The organism is Herbaspirillum robiniae (genome assembly GCF_002213415.1).
GTDB classification, from domain to species: domain Bacteria; phylum Pseudomonadota; class Gammaproteobacteria; order Burkholderiales; family Burkholderiaceae_D; genus Herbaspirillum; species Herbaspirillum robiniae.
The window spans coordinates 58,988-76,256 of record NZ_NJGU01000017.1 but is presented as its reverse complement, the minus strand read 5'-3'; the positions used below and the strand labels follow the sequence as shown (position 1 = coordinate 76,256).

Here is a 17,269-nt window from a genome sequence, read left to right as displayed (position 1 = left end):
TATTTGCTTTTCATCAACCTGACAGACCATGACAGAGCAAACTCGACATTACGATTTTGCTGCCGATGCGTTATTTCTGGACTTCGACGGAACCCTGGTCGATCTCGCGCCGCAACCCGAAGATATTGTGGTGCCGCCGGAACTGATCACGCTCCTGCAGCGGATACAACAAGAATCGGACGGCGCGCTGGCCATCGTCAGCGGCCGCCCCCTGGACCAGCTCGATTTCTTCCTCGCGCCGCTGCGCCTGCCCATGGCCGGCGTGCACGGCGCCGAGCGGCGCACCGCCGACGGCCGCATCATCCAGCTGCCGGTGGCCGACGTGCATCACCTGCGCGAGCGCCTGTTGCCGCTGGTCACCGCCCATCCCGACCTGCAGCTGGAGTTGAAGCGCGGCGCGCTGGCGCTGCACTACCGCCACGCGCCCCACCTCGAGCAGCGCTGCATCGAGACCATGATGGACGCGCTGAAGCACGAGCCCGGGTTTTCCATGCTCAACGGGAAGATGGTGGTCGAGGCCAAGCCGCATACCAACAAGGGCGACGCCGTGGCCGCGTTCATGAATGAGTCGCCGTTTCGCGGCCGCCGTCCGGTGTTCGTCGGCGACGACGTCACCGACGAGGCCGGTTTCGCCGTGGCGCAGGCCGAGGCCCCTGGTCAGACCGGGCGCGGCCTTGGCATCAAGGTCGGCGCCGGCCCCAGCCAGGCCCGCGTGCGCGTGGGCGACCCGGCTGCCGTGCGCGCGCTGCTGCGCGCAGCGCTGGAGGCCGGCTCGGCCGGCCGCCCCCGGCAGGAAGAAACCGCCGGCTAGCGCCGCAGCAATGCCTTCGCCGTACCCGTCTTTACGCCGTACCGTCTTTAGCAGCACATCGTACTCCGCCAAGAAATCTGCCCAACAGAACACGAGGGAACCATGAGCCAGCCCAGCACCGACCCGCACAAGGAACCGCAGCCGCAGCCGCACTCCCAGACGCAACAGTCCGAGCAGCCGCACCTCGCCGCCCAGGCGCACGACAATCCATCCACCTCTTCGCTGGAGCTTGGGGTGATCGGCAATTGCGCCTTCTCGGCGCTGGTCGACAAGATGGGACGCATCGTCTGGTGCTGCCTGCCGCGCTTCGACGGCGACCCCGTCTTCAATGCCTTGCTCGATCCCAGCGACAACGGCAGCCTGTGGGCCTTCCAGCTGGAGAACTTCTCGCACAGCGAGCAGTGGTACGAGCCCAATACGGCGGTGCTGCGCACCCGCCTGTACGACACGCTGGGGCAGGGCGTGGAGATCACCGACTTCGCGCCGCGCTTCGCCAGCCGCGGACGCTTCTTCCGCCCGCTGCAGCTGGTGCGCCGCATCCACCCGCTGTCGGGCGCGCCGCGCATGCGCGTGATCCTGCGTCCCAAGTTCAACTGGGGCCGCGAGGAGCCGCTGGAGACGCGCGGCAGCAACCACATCCGTTTCGTGGGCGACGAGCAGACGCTGCGCCTGAACACCGACGCCCCGATCAGCTACATCGTCGGCGAGACCGCCTTCGTGGTCAGCCGGCCGTACAACTTCATCCTCGGCCCCGACGAGACGCTGCACGCCGGCATCAACGACACCGCGCGCGACTTCGAACAGGAAACCCTAGCCTACTGGCGCAACTGGAGCCGCGCGCTGGCCACGCCGCTGGAATGGCAGGACGCCGTGATCCGCGCCGCCATCACGCTCAAGCTGTCGGTGTTCGAAGACACCGGCGCCATCATCGCGGCGATGACCACCAGCGTGCCCGAGGCGCCGGGCAGCCAGCGCAACTGGGACTACCGGTACTGCTGGCTGCGCGACGCCTTCTTCGTGGTGCGCGCGCTCAACAGCCTGTCCGAGCTGGGCACCATGGAAGACTACCTGCGCTGGATGACCAACGTGGTGGTGCGCTCCGGCGGCGGCCATGTGCAGCCGCTGTACGGCATCGGCCTGGAAGAGGCCTTGCCGGAGCAGATCCTCGACCATTTGCCGGGCTACCAGAATTTCGGCCCGGTGCGCGTGGGCAACCAGGCCTATGAACACTTCCAGCACGACGTCTACGGCAACATCGTGCTGGGCGCGGCCCAGGCCTTCCACGACATGCGCCTGCACCATCGCGCCGGGGCCGAGCATTTCCAGCATCTGGAGGCGGTGGGCGAGCGCGCCTACGAGGTCTACGACCAGCCCGACGCCGGCATGTGGGAGCTGCGCACCCGCTCGCGCATCCATACCTCGTCGGCGCTGATGAGCTGGGCCGCCTGCGACCGCCTGGCCAAGATCGCCGCGCGGGTCGACCTGCCCGAGCGCGCCGCCTACTGGGGCGCGCGCGCCAAGGAGATCGGCGAGCGCATCCTGACCGAGGCCTGGAACGAGCAGCGCCAGGCCTATGCCGAGAGCTTCGGCGGACGCGACCTCGACGCCAGCGTGCTGCTGATGGTGGAGGTCGGCCTGATCGCGCCGACCGACAAGCGTTTCATCGCCACCGTCGACGCGCTGGAAAAATCCTTGTGCGACGGCCCCTACATGCGCCGCTACGAGGCGCCGGACGACTTCGGCCGGCCCGAGACGGCATTCAACATCTGCACCTTCTGGCGCATCGACGCGCTGGCGCGCATCGGCCGCAAGGAGCAGGCGCGCGAAATCTTCAAGGCGATGCTCGACGCGCGCAACCACCTCGGCCTGCTGTCCGAAGACACGCATCCGGTCACGCGCCAGATGTGGGGCAACTTCCCGCAGACCTATTCGATGGTGGGCATTATCAACTGTGCGATGCGCTTGTCCGCATCATGGGAGGCGGTGATCTGATGGGTAGACTGGTAGTGGTATCCAACCGTTTGGCCGACCCGCGCAAGCCCGCGGCGGGCGGACTTGCGGTGGCGTTGGGCGAGACATTGAGAAGGACCGGAGGCCTGTGGTTCGGCTGGAGCGGCAAGGTGGTCGAAGGCGGTACGCCCGGCGAGGGCGAACTGCACGTGCACCAGGCCGGCAGCGTGACCCTGGCCGAGCTCGACCTGTGCCAGGACGACCACGACGCCTACTACCGCGGCTACGCCAACGGCGTGCTGTGGCCGGTGTTCCATTACCGGCTGGACCTGGCGCACTTCGAGTCGGGCCACCTGGGCGGCTACCGCCGCGTGAACCAGCTGTTCGCCCGCAAGCTGTTCCCGCTGTTGAAGCGCGACGACATCGTCTGGATCCACGACTACCACCTGATCCCGCTGGCGGCCGAGCTGCGCGCCATGGGCTGCGAGGCGCGCATCGGCTTCTTCCTGCACATCCCGCTGCCGCCGCCGCCGATCCTGACCGCGATTCCCTCGCACGAATGGCTGATGCGCGCGCTGTTCGCCTACGACCTGGTGGGCTTCCAGAACCACGCCGACCTGCAGCACTTCGCGCAGTACGTGCAGGCCGAGGCGACCGCCGAGCCGGTCGGCGCCAACCAGTTCCGCGCTTTCAACAGCACCGTGCACGCGGGGGCCTTCCCGATCGGCATCGACGTGGCCGATTTCCAGCGCCTGGGTCGCGCCAAGGAGGCGCGCGACACCTATGAAAGCACCAAGGCCGAATACTCGCGCCGGCGCCTGCTGATCGGCGTCGACCGGCTGGATTATTCCAAGGGCCTGCCGCAGCGCATCCGCGCCTTCCGCGAGCTGCTGCGCCTGTATCCGGAAAACCGCCACAGCGCCACGCTGCTGCAGATCGCCTCCCCCAGCCGCGAGGACGTGGAGGCCTACGGCGACATCCAGCGCGAGCTGGAAAGCCTGTGCGGCTCCATCAACGGCGACTTCGGCGACTTCGACTGGATGCCGATCCGCTACATCCACCGCACCGTGGCGCGCAAGCGCCTGCCGGGTTTGTACCGCGCCTGCGCGGTCGCGCTGGTGACGCCGCTGCGCGACGGCATGAACCTGGTGGCCAAGGAGTTCGTCGCCGCCCAGGACGAGGAAGACCCCGGCGTGCTGGTGCTGTCGCGCTTCGCCGGCGCGGCCGAGCAGATGAAGCAGGCCCTCATCATCAACCCCTACGACACCCACGGCGCCGCCCAGGTGATCCAGCAGGCGTTGCAGATGTCGCTGTCGGAGCGGCGCGAGCGCCATGCCGTGCTGATGGAGAACATCCGCGAGTTCGACGTGCACTGGTGGTGCAGGGAATTTCTCGACACCCTGCGCGCCACCCGCGCCGCGCCGGTGGCGGCCTGAGCTTGCCAGGGGGCGCCTGAGTCGCCTGCCCGGGCGACGGATTTTCCACCGGGAAAGCCGCCTTCGGGCGGCTTGTCAACATATCCACACCCCACCCGTGATGCGCCGCCGCAGGCGGGAAACCACAGCTTGTGGACAAGTCGCCGCAGGGTTCGCAAAAAACACGCCAAAAGCCTTTATAATTCAGGGTTTTGGAAGTTTTTTGCGGAGTTAGTCATGCCGATTTACGCGTATCGCTGCGAAGCGTGTGGTTTTGCCAAGGATGTCTTGCAGAAGATCTCCGACGATGCGTTGACCGTTTGCCCGTCCTGCAGCAAGGACAGTTTCAGGAAGCAGCTGACAGCCGCCGGCTTCCAGTTGAAGGGTTCGGGCTGGTACGTGACCGATTTCCGCGGCAACGGCAGCGGCACGGCCAACAGCGTGGGCGCCACCGGCACCGGCCTGGCCTCGTCCGACGCCGCCGCCACCACTACGCCGCCCGCCAGCGCGCCGGCCGCCGCCGCGCCTGCGGCTGCCCCGGCTCCCGCTGCCGCTCCTGCAGCTCCCGCCGCTTCGACCACTCCGGCTTCCAGCGCCAGCTGAAGAGCCATCAAGGACCCATGCGCAAATACTTCATTACCGGCCTGCTGATTCTCGTCCCCCTGGCGATCACGCTGTGGGTGCTGAACCTGATCATCAGCACCATGGACCAGTCGCTGCTGCTGTTGCCGCCGAGCTGGCGGCCGGAGGCGCTGCTGGGCTTCTACATTCCCGGCCTGGGCACCATCCTCACGCTGCTGATCATCTTCCTGACCGGCCTGGCCGCGCGCAACTTCATCGGCCGCCAGATCGTCTCGGTGTGGGAAGGGCTGCTGACCCGCATCCCGGTGGTGAAGTCGATCTACTCCAGCGTCAAGCAGGTGTCGGATACGCTGTTCTCGTCCTCCGGCAATGCCTTCCGCAAGGCCGTGCTGATCCAGTACCCGCGCCAGGGTTCGTGGACCATCGCCTTCCTGACCGGCACCCCCGGCGGCGAGGTGAAGAACCACCTGCAGGGCGATTTCATCAGCGTCTACGTGCCGACCACGCCCAACCCCACATCCGGTTTCTTCCTGATGCTGCCGCGCGCGGACTCCATCGAACTCGACATGTCGGTCGACGAGGCCCTGAAGTACATCGTCTCGATGGGCGTCGTGGCCCCCGAGATGGCGGCCGACAAGAAAATCATCACCGAACCGGCGGCGCCGCACAATTGACGGGGCGGACGGCGTGACCCACGCCGCCCAGCCCCGCCTCCGCCCGATACCACCCCATTCGAATCAAACAAGAACACTGTCAACGGAATCAGAACCATGTCCATGCGAACCCAATACTGTGGCCTCACTACCGAGGCACTGCTCGGCCAAACCGTCAGCCTGTGCGGCTGGGTGCACCGTCGCCGCGATCACGGCGGCGTGATCTTCATCGACCTGCGCGACCGCGAAGGCCTGGTGCAGGTGGTGTGCGACCCGGACCGCGCCGAAGTCTTCAAGAACGCCGAATCGGTGCGCAACGAGTTCTGCCTGCGCATCACCGGCGTGGTGCGCAGCCGCCCCGAGGGCACCGGCAACGCCAACCTGAAGTCGGGCAAGATCGAAGTGCTGTGCCATGAGCTGGAAGTGCTGAACCCGTCGGTCACGCCGCCGTTCCAGCTGGACGACGACAACCTGTCGGAAACCACCCGCCTGACCCACCGCGTGCTGGACCTGCGCCGTCCGCAGATGCAGAACAACCTGCGCCTGCGCTACAAGGTGGCCATGGAAGTGCGCAAGTTCCTGGACGAGAACGGCTTCATCGACATCGAAACCCCGATGCTGACCAAGTCGACCCCGGAAGGCGCGCGCGACTACCTGGTGCCGTCGCGCGTGAACGCCGGCGAATTCTTCGCCCTGCCGCAGTCGCCGCAGCTGTTCAAGCAGCTGCTGATGGTGGCCAACTTCGACCGCTACTACCAGATCACCAAGTGCTTCCGCGACGAAGACCTGCGTGCCGACCGCCAGCCCGAATTCACCCAGATCGACTGCGAGACCTCGTTCCTGAACGAGCAGGAGATCCGCGACCTGTTCGAAGGCATGATCCGCCTGGTGTTCAAGAAGGCGCTGGACATCGACCTGCCGAACCCGTTCCCGGTGATGGACTTCGCCACCGCCATGGGCATGTACGGCTCCGACAAGCCGGACATGCGCGTCAAGCTGGAATTCACCGAGCTGACCGAGGTGATGAAGGACGTGGACTTCAAGGTCTTCTCGGGCGCCGCCAACAGCGAAGGCGGCCGCGTGGTCGGCCTGCGCGTGCCGGGCGGCGCCGAAATGCCGCGTTCGGAAATCGACGCCTACACCCAGTTCGTCGCCATCTACGGCGCCAAGGGCCTGGCCTACATCAAGGTCAACGAGAAGGCCAAGGGTCGCGACGGCCTGCAATCGCCTATCGTCAAGAACATCCATGACGCGGCCCTGAACGCCATCATCGAGAAGACCGGCGCCCAGGACGGCGACCTGATCTTCTTCGGCGCCGACAAGGCCAAGGTGGTCAACGACGCCATCGGCGCGCTGCGCGTGAAGATCGGCCACAGCGAGTTCGGCAAGAAGAGCGGCCTGTTCGACGACCAATGGCGTCCGCTGTGGGTGGTCGACTTCCCGATGTTCGAGTACGACGAAGACAACCAGCGCTGGGTCGCGCTGCACCACCCGTTCACCTCGCCCAAGGATGGCCACGAGGACTTCATCTCGACCAACCCGGGCGCCGCCATCGCCAAGGCCTACGACATGGTCCTGAACGGCTGGGAACTGGGCGGCGGTTCGGTGCGTATCCACCGCGCCGACGTGCAGAGCAAGGTGTTCCGCGCGCTGAAGATCGACGACGAGGAAGCGCGCCTGAAGTTCGGCTTCCTGCTGGACGCGCTGCAATACGGCGCGCCCCCGCACGGCGGCATCGCCTTCGGCCTGGACCGCCTGGTCACCATGATGGCCGGCGCCGAGTCGATCCGCGACGTGATCGCCTTCCCCAAGACCCAGCGCGCGCAGGATCTGCTGACGCAGGCGCCGTCGGCGGTCGACGAGAAGCAGCTGCGCGAACTGCACATCCGCCTGCGCAATGCGGAACCGGCCGTGAAGGCCTGATCGCCGCAGCGGAGCGGCAAATGAAGAAGGGCGCATGCAGCGATGCATGCGCCTTTTTTCATGCCTGCGCGCGGCGTAAATCATTTCGCACGCATGCATACCCGTCATGGCCGCATGCGCAGATATCATTTCCGGCTCGCTTGCCGCTCCCCCTATCATCGGCGCGTATTCAACATGAGGGGAGATCATGCAAGCCAACACCGTACCGGCCAGCGGGATGCCGCTGGTCAGCAGCAACCAGCGCCGCCGCGCCATCGTCGCCACCGTCATCGGCAACGGCCTCGAGTGGTTCGACTTCACCGTCTACAGCTTCTTCGCGGTCATCATCGCCAAGCTGTTCTTCCCGACCGGCAACGAGCTGACCTCGCTGCTGCTGGCGGTGGCCACCTTCGGCGTGGGCTTCTTCATGCGTCCGGTGGGCGGCATCCTCCTCGGCATCTACGCCGACCGCGTCGGCCGCAAGGCGGCGCTGTCGGTCACCATCCTGCTGATGGCGCTTGGCACCACCATCATCGGTCTGGCGCCGACCTATGAGCAGATCGGCTTGTTCGCGCCGATGCTGATCGTCGTCGCGCGCCTGCTGCAAGGCTTCTCGGCCGGCGGCGAGATGGGCAGCGCGACCGCCTTCCTGACCGAGTACGCGCCGGAAAAGGAACGCGCCTATTACTCCAGCTGGATCCAGGCCAGCATCGGCGTGGCCGTGCTGCTGGGCGCCGCGGTCGGCACCTTCGTCACCTCCAGCCTGGACGCCGAATCGCTGGCCAGCTGGGGCTGGCGCCTGCCGTTCCTGCTGGGCATCGTGATCGGCCCGGTGGGCTACTACATCCGCAATCACCTCGACGAGACCCCGGCCTTCCTCGAAGAAAAGGACAAGACCGACTCGCCGCTCAAGGAAGTGATCCGCAACTTCCCGCGCGAGACCACCGCCAGCTTCTCGATGGTGATCCTGTGGACGGTGTGCACGTATGTGCTGCTGTTCTACATGCCGACCTATTCGATCAAGGTGCTGAAGCTGCCGCAGTCGACCGGCTTCATCGCCGGCATGGTGGGCGGCCTGTGCATCATGGTGTTCGCGCCCATCGTCGGCCGCCTGGCCGACCGTCGCGGTCGCCGCCTGTTCCTGTCCGGCTCGGCCTTCCTGATCCTGGTGCTGGCCTACCCCATGTTCGCCTACATCAACACGGCGCCGTCGCTGGCTTCGCTGCTGCTGTTCCAGCTGGTGTTCGGCGTGCTGATCGCGGCCTACACCGGCCCCATCCTGGCCGCGTTCTCGGAACTGTTCCCGGCCAAGGTGCTGTCGACCGGCTTGTCGGTGGCCTACAACCTGGCCGTGACCATCTTCGGCGGCTTCGCCTCGTTCTTCATCACCTGGCTCATCGCCGCCACCGGCAGCACCATGGCGCCGGCCTTCTACGTGATGATCGCCGCCGCCATCAGCTTCATCGGCACACGCTTCGTGCGCGAGCCGCATTACCTGCAACAAGCTTAATTTCTGCCATGACCAAGATTCTCCTGCAGGGCGGCAACGTCCTCGACCCCGCGCTGGGCAGCCTGTTCCCGCGCCACGACGTCCTGATCGAAAAGGACCGCATCATCGACGTCTCGGCCACGCCGCTGGATGTGCCCGGCGCGCGCGTCATCAACGTCGCCGGCAAGACCGTCATGCCCGGCCTGATCGACTGCCACGTGCACGTGCTGGCCTCGCTGGCCAACCTCGGCCTGAACGCGATCCAGCCCGGTTCGCTGACTTCGATCCGCGCCTTGCCCATCGTCGAGGCGATGCTCAGCCGCGGCTTCACCTCGGTGCGCGACGCCGGCGGCGCCGACTGGGGCCTGGCGCAGGCGATCGCCATCGGCCTGGTGCCGGGGCCGCGCATCTTCCCGTCCGGCAAGGCGCTGTCGCAGACCGGCGGGCACGGCGACTTCCGTCCGCGCTCAGACGTGCTGGAGCCGTGCTCCTGCGCCTTCCGCGCCGGCGCGATTGCGCGCGTGGCCGACGGCGTGGACGCGGTGCGCCTGGCCGCCCGCGAAGAACTGCAGAAGGGCGCCACCCAGATCAAGATCATGGCCTCCGGCGGCGTGGCTTCGCCGACCGACCCGATCGGCAACACCCAGTACAGCGAAGACGAGATCCGCGCCATCGTGGCCGAGGCCGAAGCGGCGCAGACCTATGTGATGGCGCACGCCTATACCGGCCGCGCCATCTCGCGCGCAGTACGTTGCGGCGTGCGCACCATCGAACACGGCAACCTGGTCGACGCCGAGGCCGCCAAGGTAATGCGCGAGCACGGCGCCTTCGTGGTGCCCACGCTGGTCACCTACGATTCGCTGGCGCGCGACGGCGCGCGCCTGGGCCTGCCGGCCGACTCCGTGGCCAAGATCGAGTCGGTGCGCCAGGCCGGCCGCGATTCCCTGCGCATCTACGCCGACGCCGGCGTGCCGATGGGCTTCGGCTCCGACCTGCTGGGCGAGATGCACCAGGACCAGTCGCACGAGTTCATCATCCGCGCCGAGATCCTTGGCAACCTGGAAACCATCCGCTCGGCCACCTCGATCGCCGCCGCCATCCTGCAGCGCGAAGGCGTGCTGGGCACGGTGCGCGCCGGCGCCCAGGCCGACCTGATCGTGGTCGACGGCAACCCGCTGCAAGACATCACGTTGCTGACCGGCCAGGGCGAGCATCTCTCGCTGGTCATGCAGGCCGGCTACATCCACCGCAGCCGCGCGTGATTCCTGCCCGCCGGGACGATGTCAACATCGTTCCCGGCGGGCATGCTTTTCGCTCTAACATTCGGCTTGTTACCGAGACATGTTGGAGCGTCATCCATGCGTATTTCCCCGCTTCCCCCGCTGCCGTCGCTGATCGCCTTCGAGGCTGTCGCGCGACACGGCAGCTTCACGCGCGCCGCCGCCGAACTGCACCTCACGCAAAGCGCGGTCAGTCGCCAGATCGCGCAGCTGGAGCGTTTCCTCGGCAAGAAGCTGTTCCTGCGCGAACCGCGCGCCCTGCGCCTGACCGTCAGCGGCCAGCGCTACGCCGCGTTGGTGCAGCGCCTGCTGGTCGACTGCGCCGAGGCCACCGAAGACGTGATGAAGCGCAAGGGCCACCAGGAGCTGACGGTGGCCTGTTCCTCGGGCGTGGCGGTGCTGTGGCTCACGCCGCGCCTGGCGCGTTTTCGCGCGCTGCATCCGGATTGCCACCTGCGCCTGATCGTCAACGACAGCCTGGCTTTCCTGTCGGAGACCGACTTCGACATGGGCATCTATTTCCTGCGCGACGGACCGCCTTCGGGCATGGCGGCGCGCCGGCTGTATGACGAGGAGGTGTTCCCGGTCTGCTCGCCGTCCTACCTGGCCGGCCGCAAGCTGTCGCCGCAGGACCTGCGCAACGAGACCCTGCTGTTGCTGGAGGACGGCCAGCGCCAGTGGATGTCATGGCAGAACTGGCTGGCGCACAACGGCATGCCGGACGCGCGCATCGAGCACCAGATCCTGTCCAACCAATATCCCATCCTGTTGCAGCTGGCCATGGAAGGGCACGGCATCGTGCTGGCCTGGCGTCACATGATCGACGCCTGCATGCAGGCCGGCCTGCTGGTGCGCGCCTGCGAGGCCAGCGCCAGCCTGGGCGGCGGCTACTACGCGGTATGGCCGCGCGACCGCATCGAGCATGCCGCCGCGCGCAGCTTCCGCAGCTGGCTGGTGGCCGAGAGCGAGCAGGCGGCCTGAGCGCGAAGCGGCTTGCTGCCGATACAATGTGGCTTTCCCGGCGCGGCCGGGTGACCGCATGACGGACACGCAGATGACGCAGACCAAGCCCTACAAGATCCCCGAATCGGTGCTGGTGGTGATCCACACCGCCCAGCGCGAGGTATTGCTGATAGAACGCGCCGACAAGGCCGGATTCTGGCAATCGGTGACCGGTTCCAAGGACGCGCCCGACGAGGTCCTGTCGGAGACCGCCCGACGCGAAGTGCAGGAAGAGACCGGCATTGCCGTTCGCGCCGCAGGCGTAGAATTTGACGGTGATGAGGGAAGATCCGTGCCCGCCGCCAACTTGCGCGACTGGCAACTTTCCAACATCTACGAGATCTATCCGGTCTGGCGGCACCGCTATGCGCCGGGCGTGACGAAGAACACCGAACACGTCTTCGGCCTCTTGGTGCCGCGCGACATTCCGGTCACGCTGGCGCCGCGCGAGCATACGCGCTACCAGTGGCTGCCTTACCGCGAAGCGGCCGACCGCTGCTTCTCGCCGTCCAACGCCGAGGCCATCCTGCAGCTGCCGAGCTACATGGCCGGCGCAAGCTGAGGGCAGGGCGCGGCGCACCGGAAAAGAACAACAGAAAGGTTGCAAAGATGAAGCTGCGCGTGGCGACATACAACATCCACAAGGGCGTGACCTCCTTCGGCGGACGGCCGCGCATCCTGGCGCTGAAGCAGGCCCTGGCCCAGCTCGACGCCGACATCCTGTTCCTGCAGGAGGTGCAGGGCCGGCACGACCTCAACGCGCTGCGCCATGCCTCCAACTGGCCGCAGCAGGGCCAGCACGAATACCTGGCCGGCGACACCCACCATTCCGCCTACGGCATGAACGCCGTCTACGACCACGGCCACCACGGCAATGCGCTGATCTCGCGTTTCGCGATCTCTTCCTTCCGCAACCAGGACGTGTCCGACCATTCCTACGAGTCGCGCGGCATCCTGCATTGCGTGGTGCCGGTGGAAGGCGTCGAGGTGCATTGCTACGTGGTGCACCTGGGATTGTTCGCCGGCGGCCGGCGCCGCCAGACCGAGGCGCTGATCGAGGCGGTGCGCAACTCTTCGCCGCCCGATGCGCCGCTGCTGATCGCGGGCGACTTCAACGACTGGACCAACCAGCTCAGCCGGACCCTGTACCAGAGCCTGGGCGTGGTGGAGGTGTTCGACCAGCCGCTGGGCAACGCCAAGGGCCTGATGAACGGCCTGCGCCGCATGGGCGGGCTGTCGGCGCCGATCCGCCCGGCCCGCACCTTCCCGGCGATGATGCCGTGGCTGCGGCTGGACCGTATTTACCTGCGCGGCTTCAAGGTCAATACCGCGCAGGTGCTCTCCGACGGACCCTGGGCGCGCCTGTCCGACCACGCGCCCATCGTCAGCGAGCTGCACCTGGCGTAGACTGCGGTCTGCCACGCGCCGACACCGGCCCATCCCGACTGAGCGATAACACCATAACAAGTCCTGCATGCGCCATGTCCATTTCACAGACGGCAACGAAATCGCCCTGCTGCACAGCGGCGCGGCCTTCTATCCGGCCCTGATCGCCGCGCTCGACGCGGCGCGGGTGGAGATCTATCTCGAGACCTACATCTTCGCCATCGACGACACCGGCATCCTGGTGCGCGACGCCTTGCAGCGCGCCGCCGCGCGCGGGGTGGTGGTGTATGTGATCAACGACTGGCTGGGCACCGGGCGGGTGCAGACCCGGCAGCTCAAGCAGACGCTGGGCGCAGCCGGCGTGCAGCATCGCGCCTTCAACCCCTGGTTCCGGCGCGGCGTGGCGCGCAGCCACCGCAAGCTGTGCGTGGTGGACCGCCAGGTGGCCTTCGTGGGCGGGCTCAACATCAACGACGACTTCATTTCCGACAGCGGCCACGCGATCCCGCTGCCGGCGCCGCGCTGGGATTTCGCCGTGCGCATCACCGGTCCGCTGGTGCACGACATCTACCGCGAGATGGATGCGCAATGGCTGCGCGTGGGCCACATGAAGCTCAAGGCGCGCTGGGAGAACTTCAAGCGCCTGCGCCATCGCCCGCCGGTGCCGGTGCACGGCGAGACCCAGGCCGCGCTGGTGGTGCGCGACAACTTCCGCAACCGCCGCACCATCCAGCGCGCCTACCTGCAGGCGCTGGGCCGGGCGCGCGAGAGCGCCTTCCTGGCCAATCCGTATTTCGCCCCGGGACGCAAGATGCGCCGCGCGCTGGAAGAAGCCGCCTCGCGCGGCGTGAAGGTGACGCTGCTGTTGGGCGTGGGCCAGTTCGCGATGCAGGATGCGGTGGCGCATTCCTTCTACCCCAAGCTGCTGCGCGCGGGAGTACGCATCGTCGAATACACCAAGACCCAGCTGCACGCCAAGGTGGCGGTGGTGGATGACAAATGGTCGACCGTGGGTTCCAGCAACTACGACGGCCTGTCGCTGTTCGTGAACCAGGAAGCCAACGTGGTGGTGCAGGATCTCGCCTTCTCGCAATACCTGCGCGAGGAGATCGAAGCGGGCGCGGCCACCGGGCGCGTGGTGCACCTGTCGGACTTCCAGCACGTGCGCTGGTACAAGCGCGCCGCCTACGGCGCGGCCTTCCTGCTCTACCGCACGGTGATCCACATCATCACGCTGGGCCAGGACGCCTGAGCCGCACGCCGCATTTGCGGGTAGGTGGCGGCAGTTGAAGACCGATCCGGGCGGGCTGGCCGGTGAAGGCGGAAGTGCCGAAATACCGAAAATCCACCGTATCGCATTCCATGATGAAATGCACTAAGATGGCCGTCCGGGTTTCTGATGGAAGGCCGCGTGCAAAGGCCTTCCTGCCATTTCAATAAAAGGAGCGCATTATGGATGACGTCGTCATTGTTGCAGCACAGAGAACAGCAATCGGCAAATTTGGTGGATCGCTGTCGAAGATCGCCGCCGCCGATCTCGGTGCGCAAGTCATCAAGGCCTTGCTGGCCAAGACCGGCATCAAGCCGGAAGCCATCAGCGAAGTCATCCTGGGCCAGGTGCTGACCGCGGGCCTGGGCCAGAACCCGGCGCGCCAGTCGGTGATCAAGTCCGGCCTGCCCGACATGGTGCCGGCCTTCGTGGTCGGCAAGGTCTGCGGCAGCGGCCTGAAGGCGGTGCAGCTGGCGGCCCAGGCCATCAAGTGCGGCGACGCCCAGATCGTCATCGCCGGCGGCCAGGAAAACATGAGCGCCTCGCCGCACGTGCTCAACAATTCGCGCGACGGCTTCCGCATGGGCGACGCCAAGCTGACCGACACCATGATCGTCGACGGCCTGTGGGACGTCTACAACCAGTACCACATGGGCATCACCGCCGAGAACGTGGCCAAGAAGTTCGAGATCTCGCGCGAAGAGCAGGACGCCTTCGCCGCCGCCTCGCAGAACAAGGCCGAAGCCGCGCAAAAGGCCGGCAGGTTCAAGGATGAGATCGTGCCCATCGAGATCAAGGGCAAGAAGGAAACCGTGGTCTTCGACACCGACGAGTTCGTCAAGCACGGCGTCACCGCCGAGGCCCTGGCCGGCCTGCGCCCCGCCTTCGACAAGGCCGGCAGCGTGACCGCAGGCAACGCCTCGGGCATCAACGACGGCGCCGCCGCGGTGGTGGTGACTTCGGCCAAACTGGCCGCCGAGCTGGGCCTGCCGGTGCTGGCCAGGATCAAGTCCTACTCCTCGGCCGGCCTGGATCCGAGCATCATGGGCATGGGCCCGGTGCCGGCCTCGCAGCTGACCCTGAAGAAGGCCGGCTGGACTCCGCAGGACCTGGACCTGATGGAAATCAACGAAGCCTTCGCGGCCCAGGCGATTGCCGTCAACAAGCAGATGGGCTGGGACACCAGCAAGATCAACGTCAACGGCGGCGCCATCGCGCTGGGCCACCCGATCGGCGCCTCCGGCTGCCGCGTGCTGGTGACCCTGCTGCACGAAATGGTCCGTCGCGACGCCAAGAAGGGCCTGGCCAGCCTGTGTATCGGCGGCGGCATGGGCGTGGCGCTGGCGGTTGAGCGCTGATCGCCTGTTCAGCTTCGCAGCAGTAGTGAAAACGCCGGCGCTTGCCGGCGTTTTTCCTGGGGCTGACAAAACGTGCCGTCATCCCGGCGCGGGTCACTTTCCGGTGACTTTCGTCGTGCTTCGACGGTAGTTTGAACGACGCTGGGTTCTCGCCTTCGCGGGACGATACCGAGGTGTTGCTGATACTTCCGGCTGGTCGAGCTCATCGTCCATTCGTCGTTCCCGCGAAGGCGGGAACCCGGTGTCGTTTGTCGCGCCTGGCCATCGTGGGCAACAGCGCACGCACCATGTGGCGAATCCGTACAATCAAACCTTCACCAACAGCCACAGAACCACCATGGACACCACCCGCATCGACAAATGGTGCTGGGCCGCGCGTTTCTTCAAGACGCGCTCGCTGGCCACTGAGGCCATCGACCGCGGCCGCGTCAGGCTCAACGGCGACGCCACCAAGCCCTCGCACAACGTGAGGGTGGGCGACCGGCTGAAGATCGACAACGGCTCGACCGAATGGGAGGTGCTGGTCACCGGCATCGCCGACAAGCGCGGTTCGGCCGCGATCGCCGCCACGCTCTACGGCGAGACCGAGGACAGCGTGCGTCGCCGCGAAGCCGAGGCCGAGCGTCATCGGTTGTTTCGCGAACCGTCGGCCCAGATCAAGGGGCGTCCCACCAAGCGCGACCGCCGCCTGCTGGACCGTTCCTCGTCCTGAGCCGCGCGTCGCCGCCGGGCTGCAGCGCGGCGGCGCCTCGTTGTAAGATGGCGAAAGATTTCCCCGGCCCGTCTTCTTTCACGCGCGAAGGTGCAGATGTCCCAGGCAGTCCTGTTCCAGCCGTCCATCCGCAAGGAATGCCCGCCCGGCGCGTGCGCGTGCGAGCGTGAGCTGCTGCTGGACAAGCTCGGCTCGGAGTCCGCGCGCATCCTGTTCCTGACGCGCGAGGAAGAAAAACGCCTGATCGAGCGCATCGGCCGCATCGATTCCTATGCCGACCTGCTGCATGTGGGCAAGCTGCTGCAAAAGAACCTGGGCATCGTCCTGCACATCAGTCCGGCGACCGAAGAGGTCCGCACCGTGCGCGGCGGCCTCGACATCCGCCTGGGCGAGCAGCCGGGCCTGTGCAAGAAGACCCGCGAAACCATTCCGGCCGCGATCCGCAAGTGCCTGGAAAACCATCCTTCCATCGTCTACGCCATCCTCGACGCCCACGACCTGCTGGGCGCCGCCGGCCCGGCTGCGCCGCAGCCTCCCGAGGCCTCCTGAACGCTTGCTCGGCGGCAAGCTTCCCGGGCGTTCCCGCGCGCCGATTTTTTGTTTGACATTTGCGGCGCGATGAATAATAGTACGATCGTTCGAATAAATTCCGAGAACAATCTAAACTTCTCAGAAAAGCCGTCCCGGCACAAGAGGGCGCGTATTTATCCGGACCGACCCGCCGTCGGCCAATGCGGCGGATACCAAAGAGACAACGATGACTGAGACAAGCAAGGTGACTACCGCCGCCCGCCCCAAATTCCTGCGCAAAGGCGAACAGACCCGCGCCGCCATCCTCGATGTGGCGCTGGAGCTGGCCAGCCGCGACGGCCTGGAAGGGCTCACCATCGGCCTGCTGGCCGAGAAGATGAAGATGAGCAAGTCCGGCGTGTTCGCCCATTTCGGCTCGCGCGAAGACCTGCAGATCGAAGTCGTGCGCCTGTACCACACCCGTTTCGAGCAGGACGTGTTCTATCCGTCCATCAAGGAGCCGCGCGGCCTGCCGCGACTGGAAGCCATGTTCGCGCGCTGGGTCAAGCAGGTCACCGTCGAAATCGCGCTGGGCTGCATCTACATCAGCGGCGCGGTCGAGTACGACGATCGCCCCGGCGCCATCCGCGACCACCTGGTGGCGATGGTCCAGGCCTGGCGCGATGCGCTGGAGCGCTGCATCAAACAGGCCATGGAAGCCGGCCACATGCGTCCCGACATCGACGTGAGCCAGATGGTCTACGAAATGTACGGCCTGATCCTGGCGCTGCACCACGACGCGCGCTTCCTGCACATCCCCGGCAGCGTCGAGCGCGCCGAGGCGAGCTTTCGCCGCCTGATCGAGAGCTACCGCCCGCAAGGCAGCGACAGCGCCGCATCCGCCCCGAAGAATTCCAAATCGGCTGCAAAAAAAGCAGCGTAACTTGTC

General features: G+C 66.4%; 16 protein-coding genes. All 16 read left to right on the top strand.

Annotated elements, in window-relative coordinates; all coding sequences use genetic code 11:
* Nucleotides 1-28: 28 nt before the first annotated feature.
* The 16 genes from otsB (at nt 29) to CEJ42_RS23070 (ending at nt 17,263) form a co-directional block, all read left to right on the top strand.
* Nucleotides 29-811 carry a trehalose-phosphatase gene (gene otsB / locus CEJ42_RS23145; RefSeq protein WP_088752699.1) on the top strand — a complete coding sequence of 261 codons (783 nt, stop codon included), beginning with the start codon at nt 29-31 and terminating at the stop codon, nt 809-811.
* 102 nt (nt 812-913) lie between these two features.
* The gene (locus tag CEJ42_RS23140; protein ID WP_079217213.1) at nt 914-2,803 is read left to right on the top strand and encodes a glycoside hydrolase family 15 protein; all 1,890 of its coding nucleotides are present in this window, start codon (nt 914-916) and stop codon (nt 2,801-2,803) included.
* A complete protein-coding gene (gene otsA / locus CEJ42_RS23135; RefSeq protein WP_088752698.1) occupies nt 2,803-4,197 on the top strand; it encodes an alpha,alpha-trehalose-phosphate synthase (UDP-forming) in 1,395 nt (464 codons plus the stop codon). The genes CEJ42_RS23140 and otsA overlap by 1 nt, the downstream gene beginning before the upstream one ends.
* Nucleotides 4,198-4,413: 216 nt before the next feature.
* Nucleotides 4,414-4,779 carry an FmdB family zinc ribbon protein gene (locus CEJ42_RS23130; RefSeq protein ID WP_079217211.1) on the top strand — a complete coding sequence of 122 codons (366 nt, stop codon included), beginning with the start codon at nt 4,414-4,416 and terminating at the stop codon, nt 4,777-4,779.
* A gap of 17 nt (nt 4,780-4,796) precedes the next feature.
* Nucleotides 4,797-5,432, top strand: coding sequence for a DUF502 domain-containing protein (locus tag CEJ42_RS23125; protein ID WP_079217210.1), 636 nt, complete (start codon nt 4,797-4,799; stop codon nt 5,430-5,432).
* 96 nt (nt 5,433-5,528) lie between these two features.
* On the top strand, nt 5,529-7,334 hold the full coding sequence (aspS, locus tag CEJ42_RS23120) for an aspartate--tRNA ligase (protein WP_079217209.1): 1,806 nt from the start codon (nt 5,529-5,531) through the stop codon (nt 7,332-7,334).
* A gap of 187 nt (nt 7,335-7,521) precedes the next feature.
* The gene (locus CEJ42_RS23115) at nt 7,522-8,823 is read left to right on the top strand and encodes an MFS transporter (RefSeq protein WP_079217208.1); all 1,302 of its coding nucleotides are present in this window, start codon (nt 7,522-7,524) and stop codon (nt 8,821-8,823) included.
* Nucleotides 8,824-8,831: 8 nt separating this feature from the next.
* Complete coding sequence (locus tag CEJ42_RS23110; RefSeq protein ID WP_088752697.1) at nt 8,832-10,064, top strand: metal-dependent hydrolase family protein; 1,233 nt, start codon at nt 8,832-8,834, stop codon at nt 10,062-10,064.
* A gap of 96 nt (nt 10,065-10,160) precedes the next feature.
* Complete coding sequence (locus tag CEJ42_RS23105) at nt 10,161-11,063, top strand: LysR substrate-binding domain-containing protein (protein ID WP_079217206.1); 903 nt, start codon at nt 10,161-10,163, stop codon at nt 11,061-11,063.
* Between the two features lie 73 nt (nt 11,064-11,136).
* Entirely contained in the window at nt 11,137-11,646 is a 510-nt protein-coding gene (gene nudB, locus CEJ42_RS23100; protein WP_079219233.1) for a dihydroneopterin triphosphate diphosphatase, read from the top strand.
* Nucleotides 11,647-11,693: 47 nt separating this feature from the next.
* Nucleotides 11,694-12,491 carry an endonuclease/exonuclease/phosphatase family protein gene (locus tag CEJ42_RS23095; protein ID WP_079217205.1) on the top strand — a complete coding sequence of 266 codons (798 nt, stop codon included), beginning with the start codon at nt 11,694-11,696 and terminating at the stop codon, nt 12,489-12,491.
* A 67-nt stretch (nt 12,492-12,558) separates the two neighbouring features.
* Nucleotides 12,559-13,722, top strand: coding sequence for a cardiolipin synthase ClsB (gene clsB, locus CEJ42_RS23090; protein WP_088752696.1), 1,164 nt, complete (start codon nt 12,559-12,561; stop codon nt 13,720-13,722).
* A gap of 200 nt (nt 13,723-13,922) precedes the next feature.
* Nucleotides 13,923-15,098 (top strand): acetyl-CoA C-acetyltransferase, encoded by a 1,176-nt coding sequence (locus tag CEJ42_RS23085; RefSeq protein ID WP_079217203.1) that lies wholly within the window; start codon nt 13,923-13,925, stop codon nt 15,096-15,098.
* 337 nt (nt 15,099-15,435) lie between these two features.
* Nucleotides 15,436-15,810 (top strand): RNA-binding S4 domain-containing protein, encoded by a 375-nt coding sequence (locus CEJ42_RS23080; RefSeq protein ID WP_079217202.1) that lies wholly within the window; start codon nt 15,436-15,438, stop codon nt 15,808-15,810.
* 96 nt (nt 15,811-15,906) lie between these two features.
* Nucleotides 15,907-16,359 carry a hypothetical protein gene (locus CEJ42_RS23075; protein ID WP_079217201.1) on the top strand — a complete coding sequence of 151 codons (453 nt, stop codon included), beginning with the start codon at nt 15,907-15,909 and terminating at the stop codon, nt 16,357-16,359.
* Nucleotides 16,360-16,567: 208 nt separating this feature from the next.
* Nucleotides 16,568-17,263 carry a TetR/AcrR family transcriptional regulator gene (locus CEJ42_RS23070; RefSeq protein WP_079217200.1) on the top strand — a complete coding sequence of 232 codons (696 nt, stop codon included), beginning with the start codon at nt 16,568-16,570 and terminating at the stop codon, nt 17,261-17,263.
* The last annotated feature ends 6 nt before the right edge of the window (nt 17,264-17,269 follow it).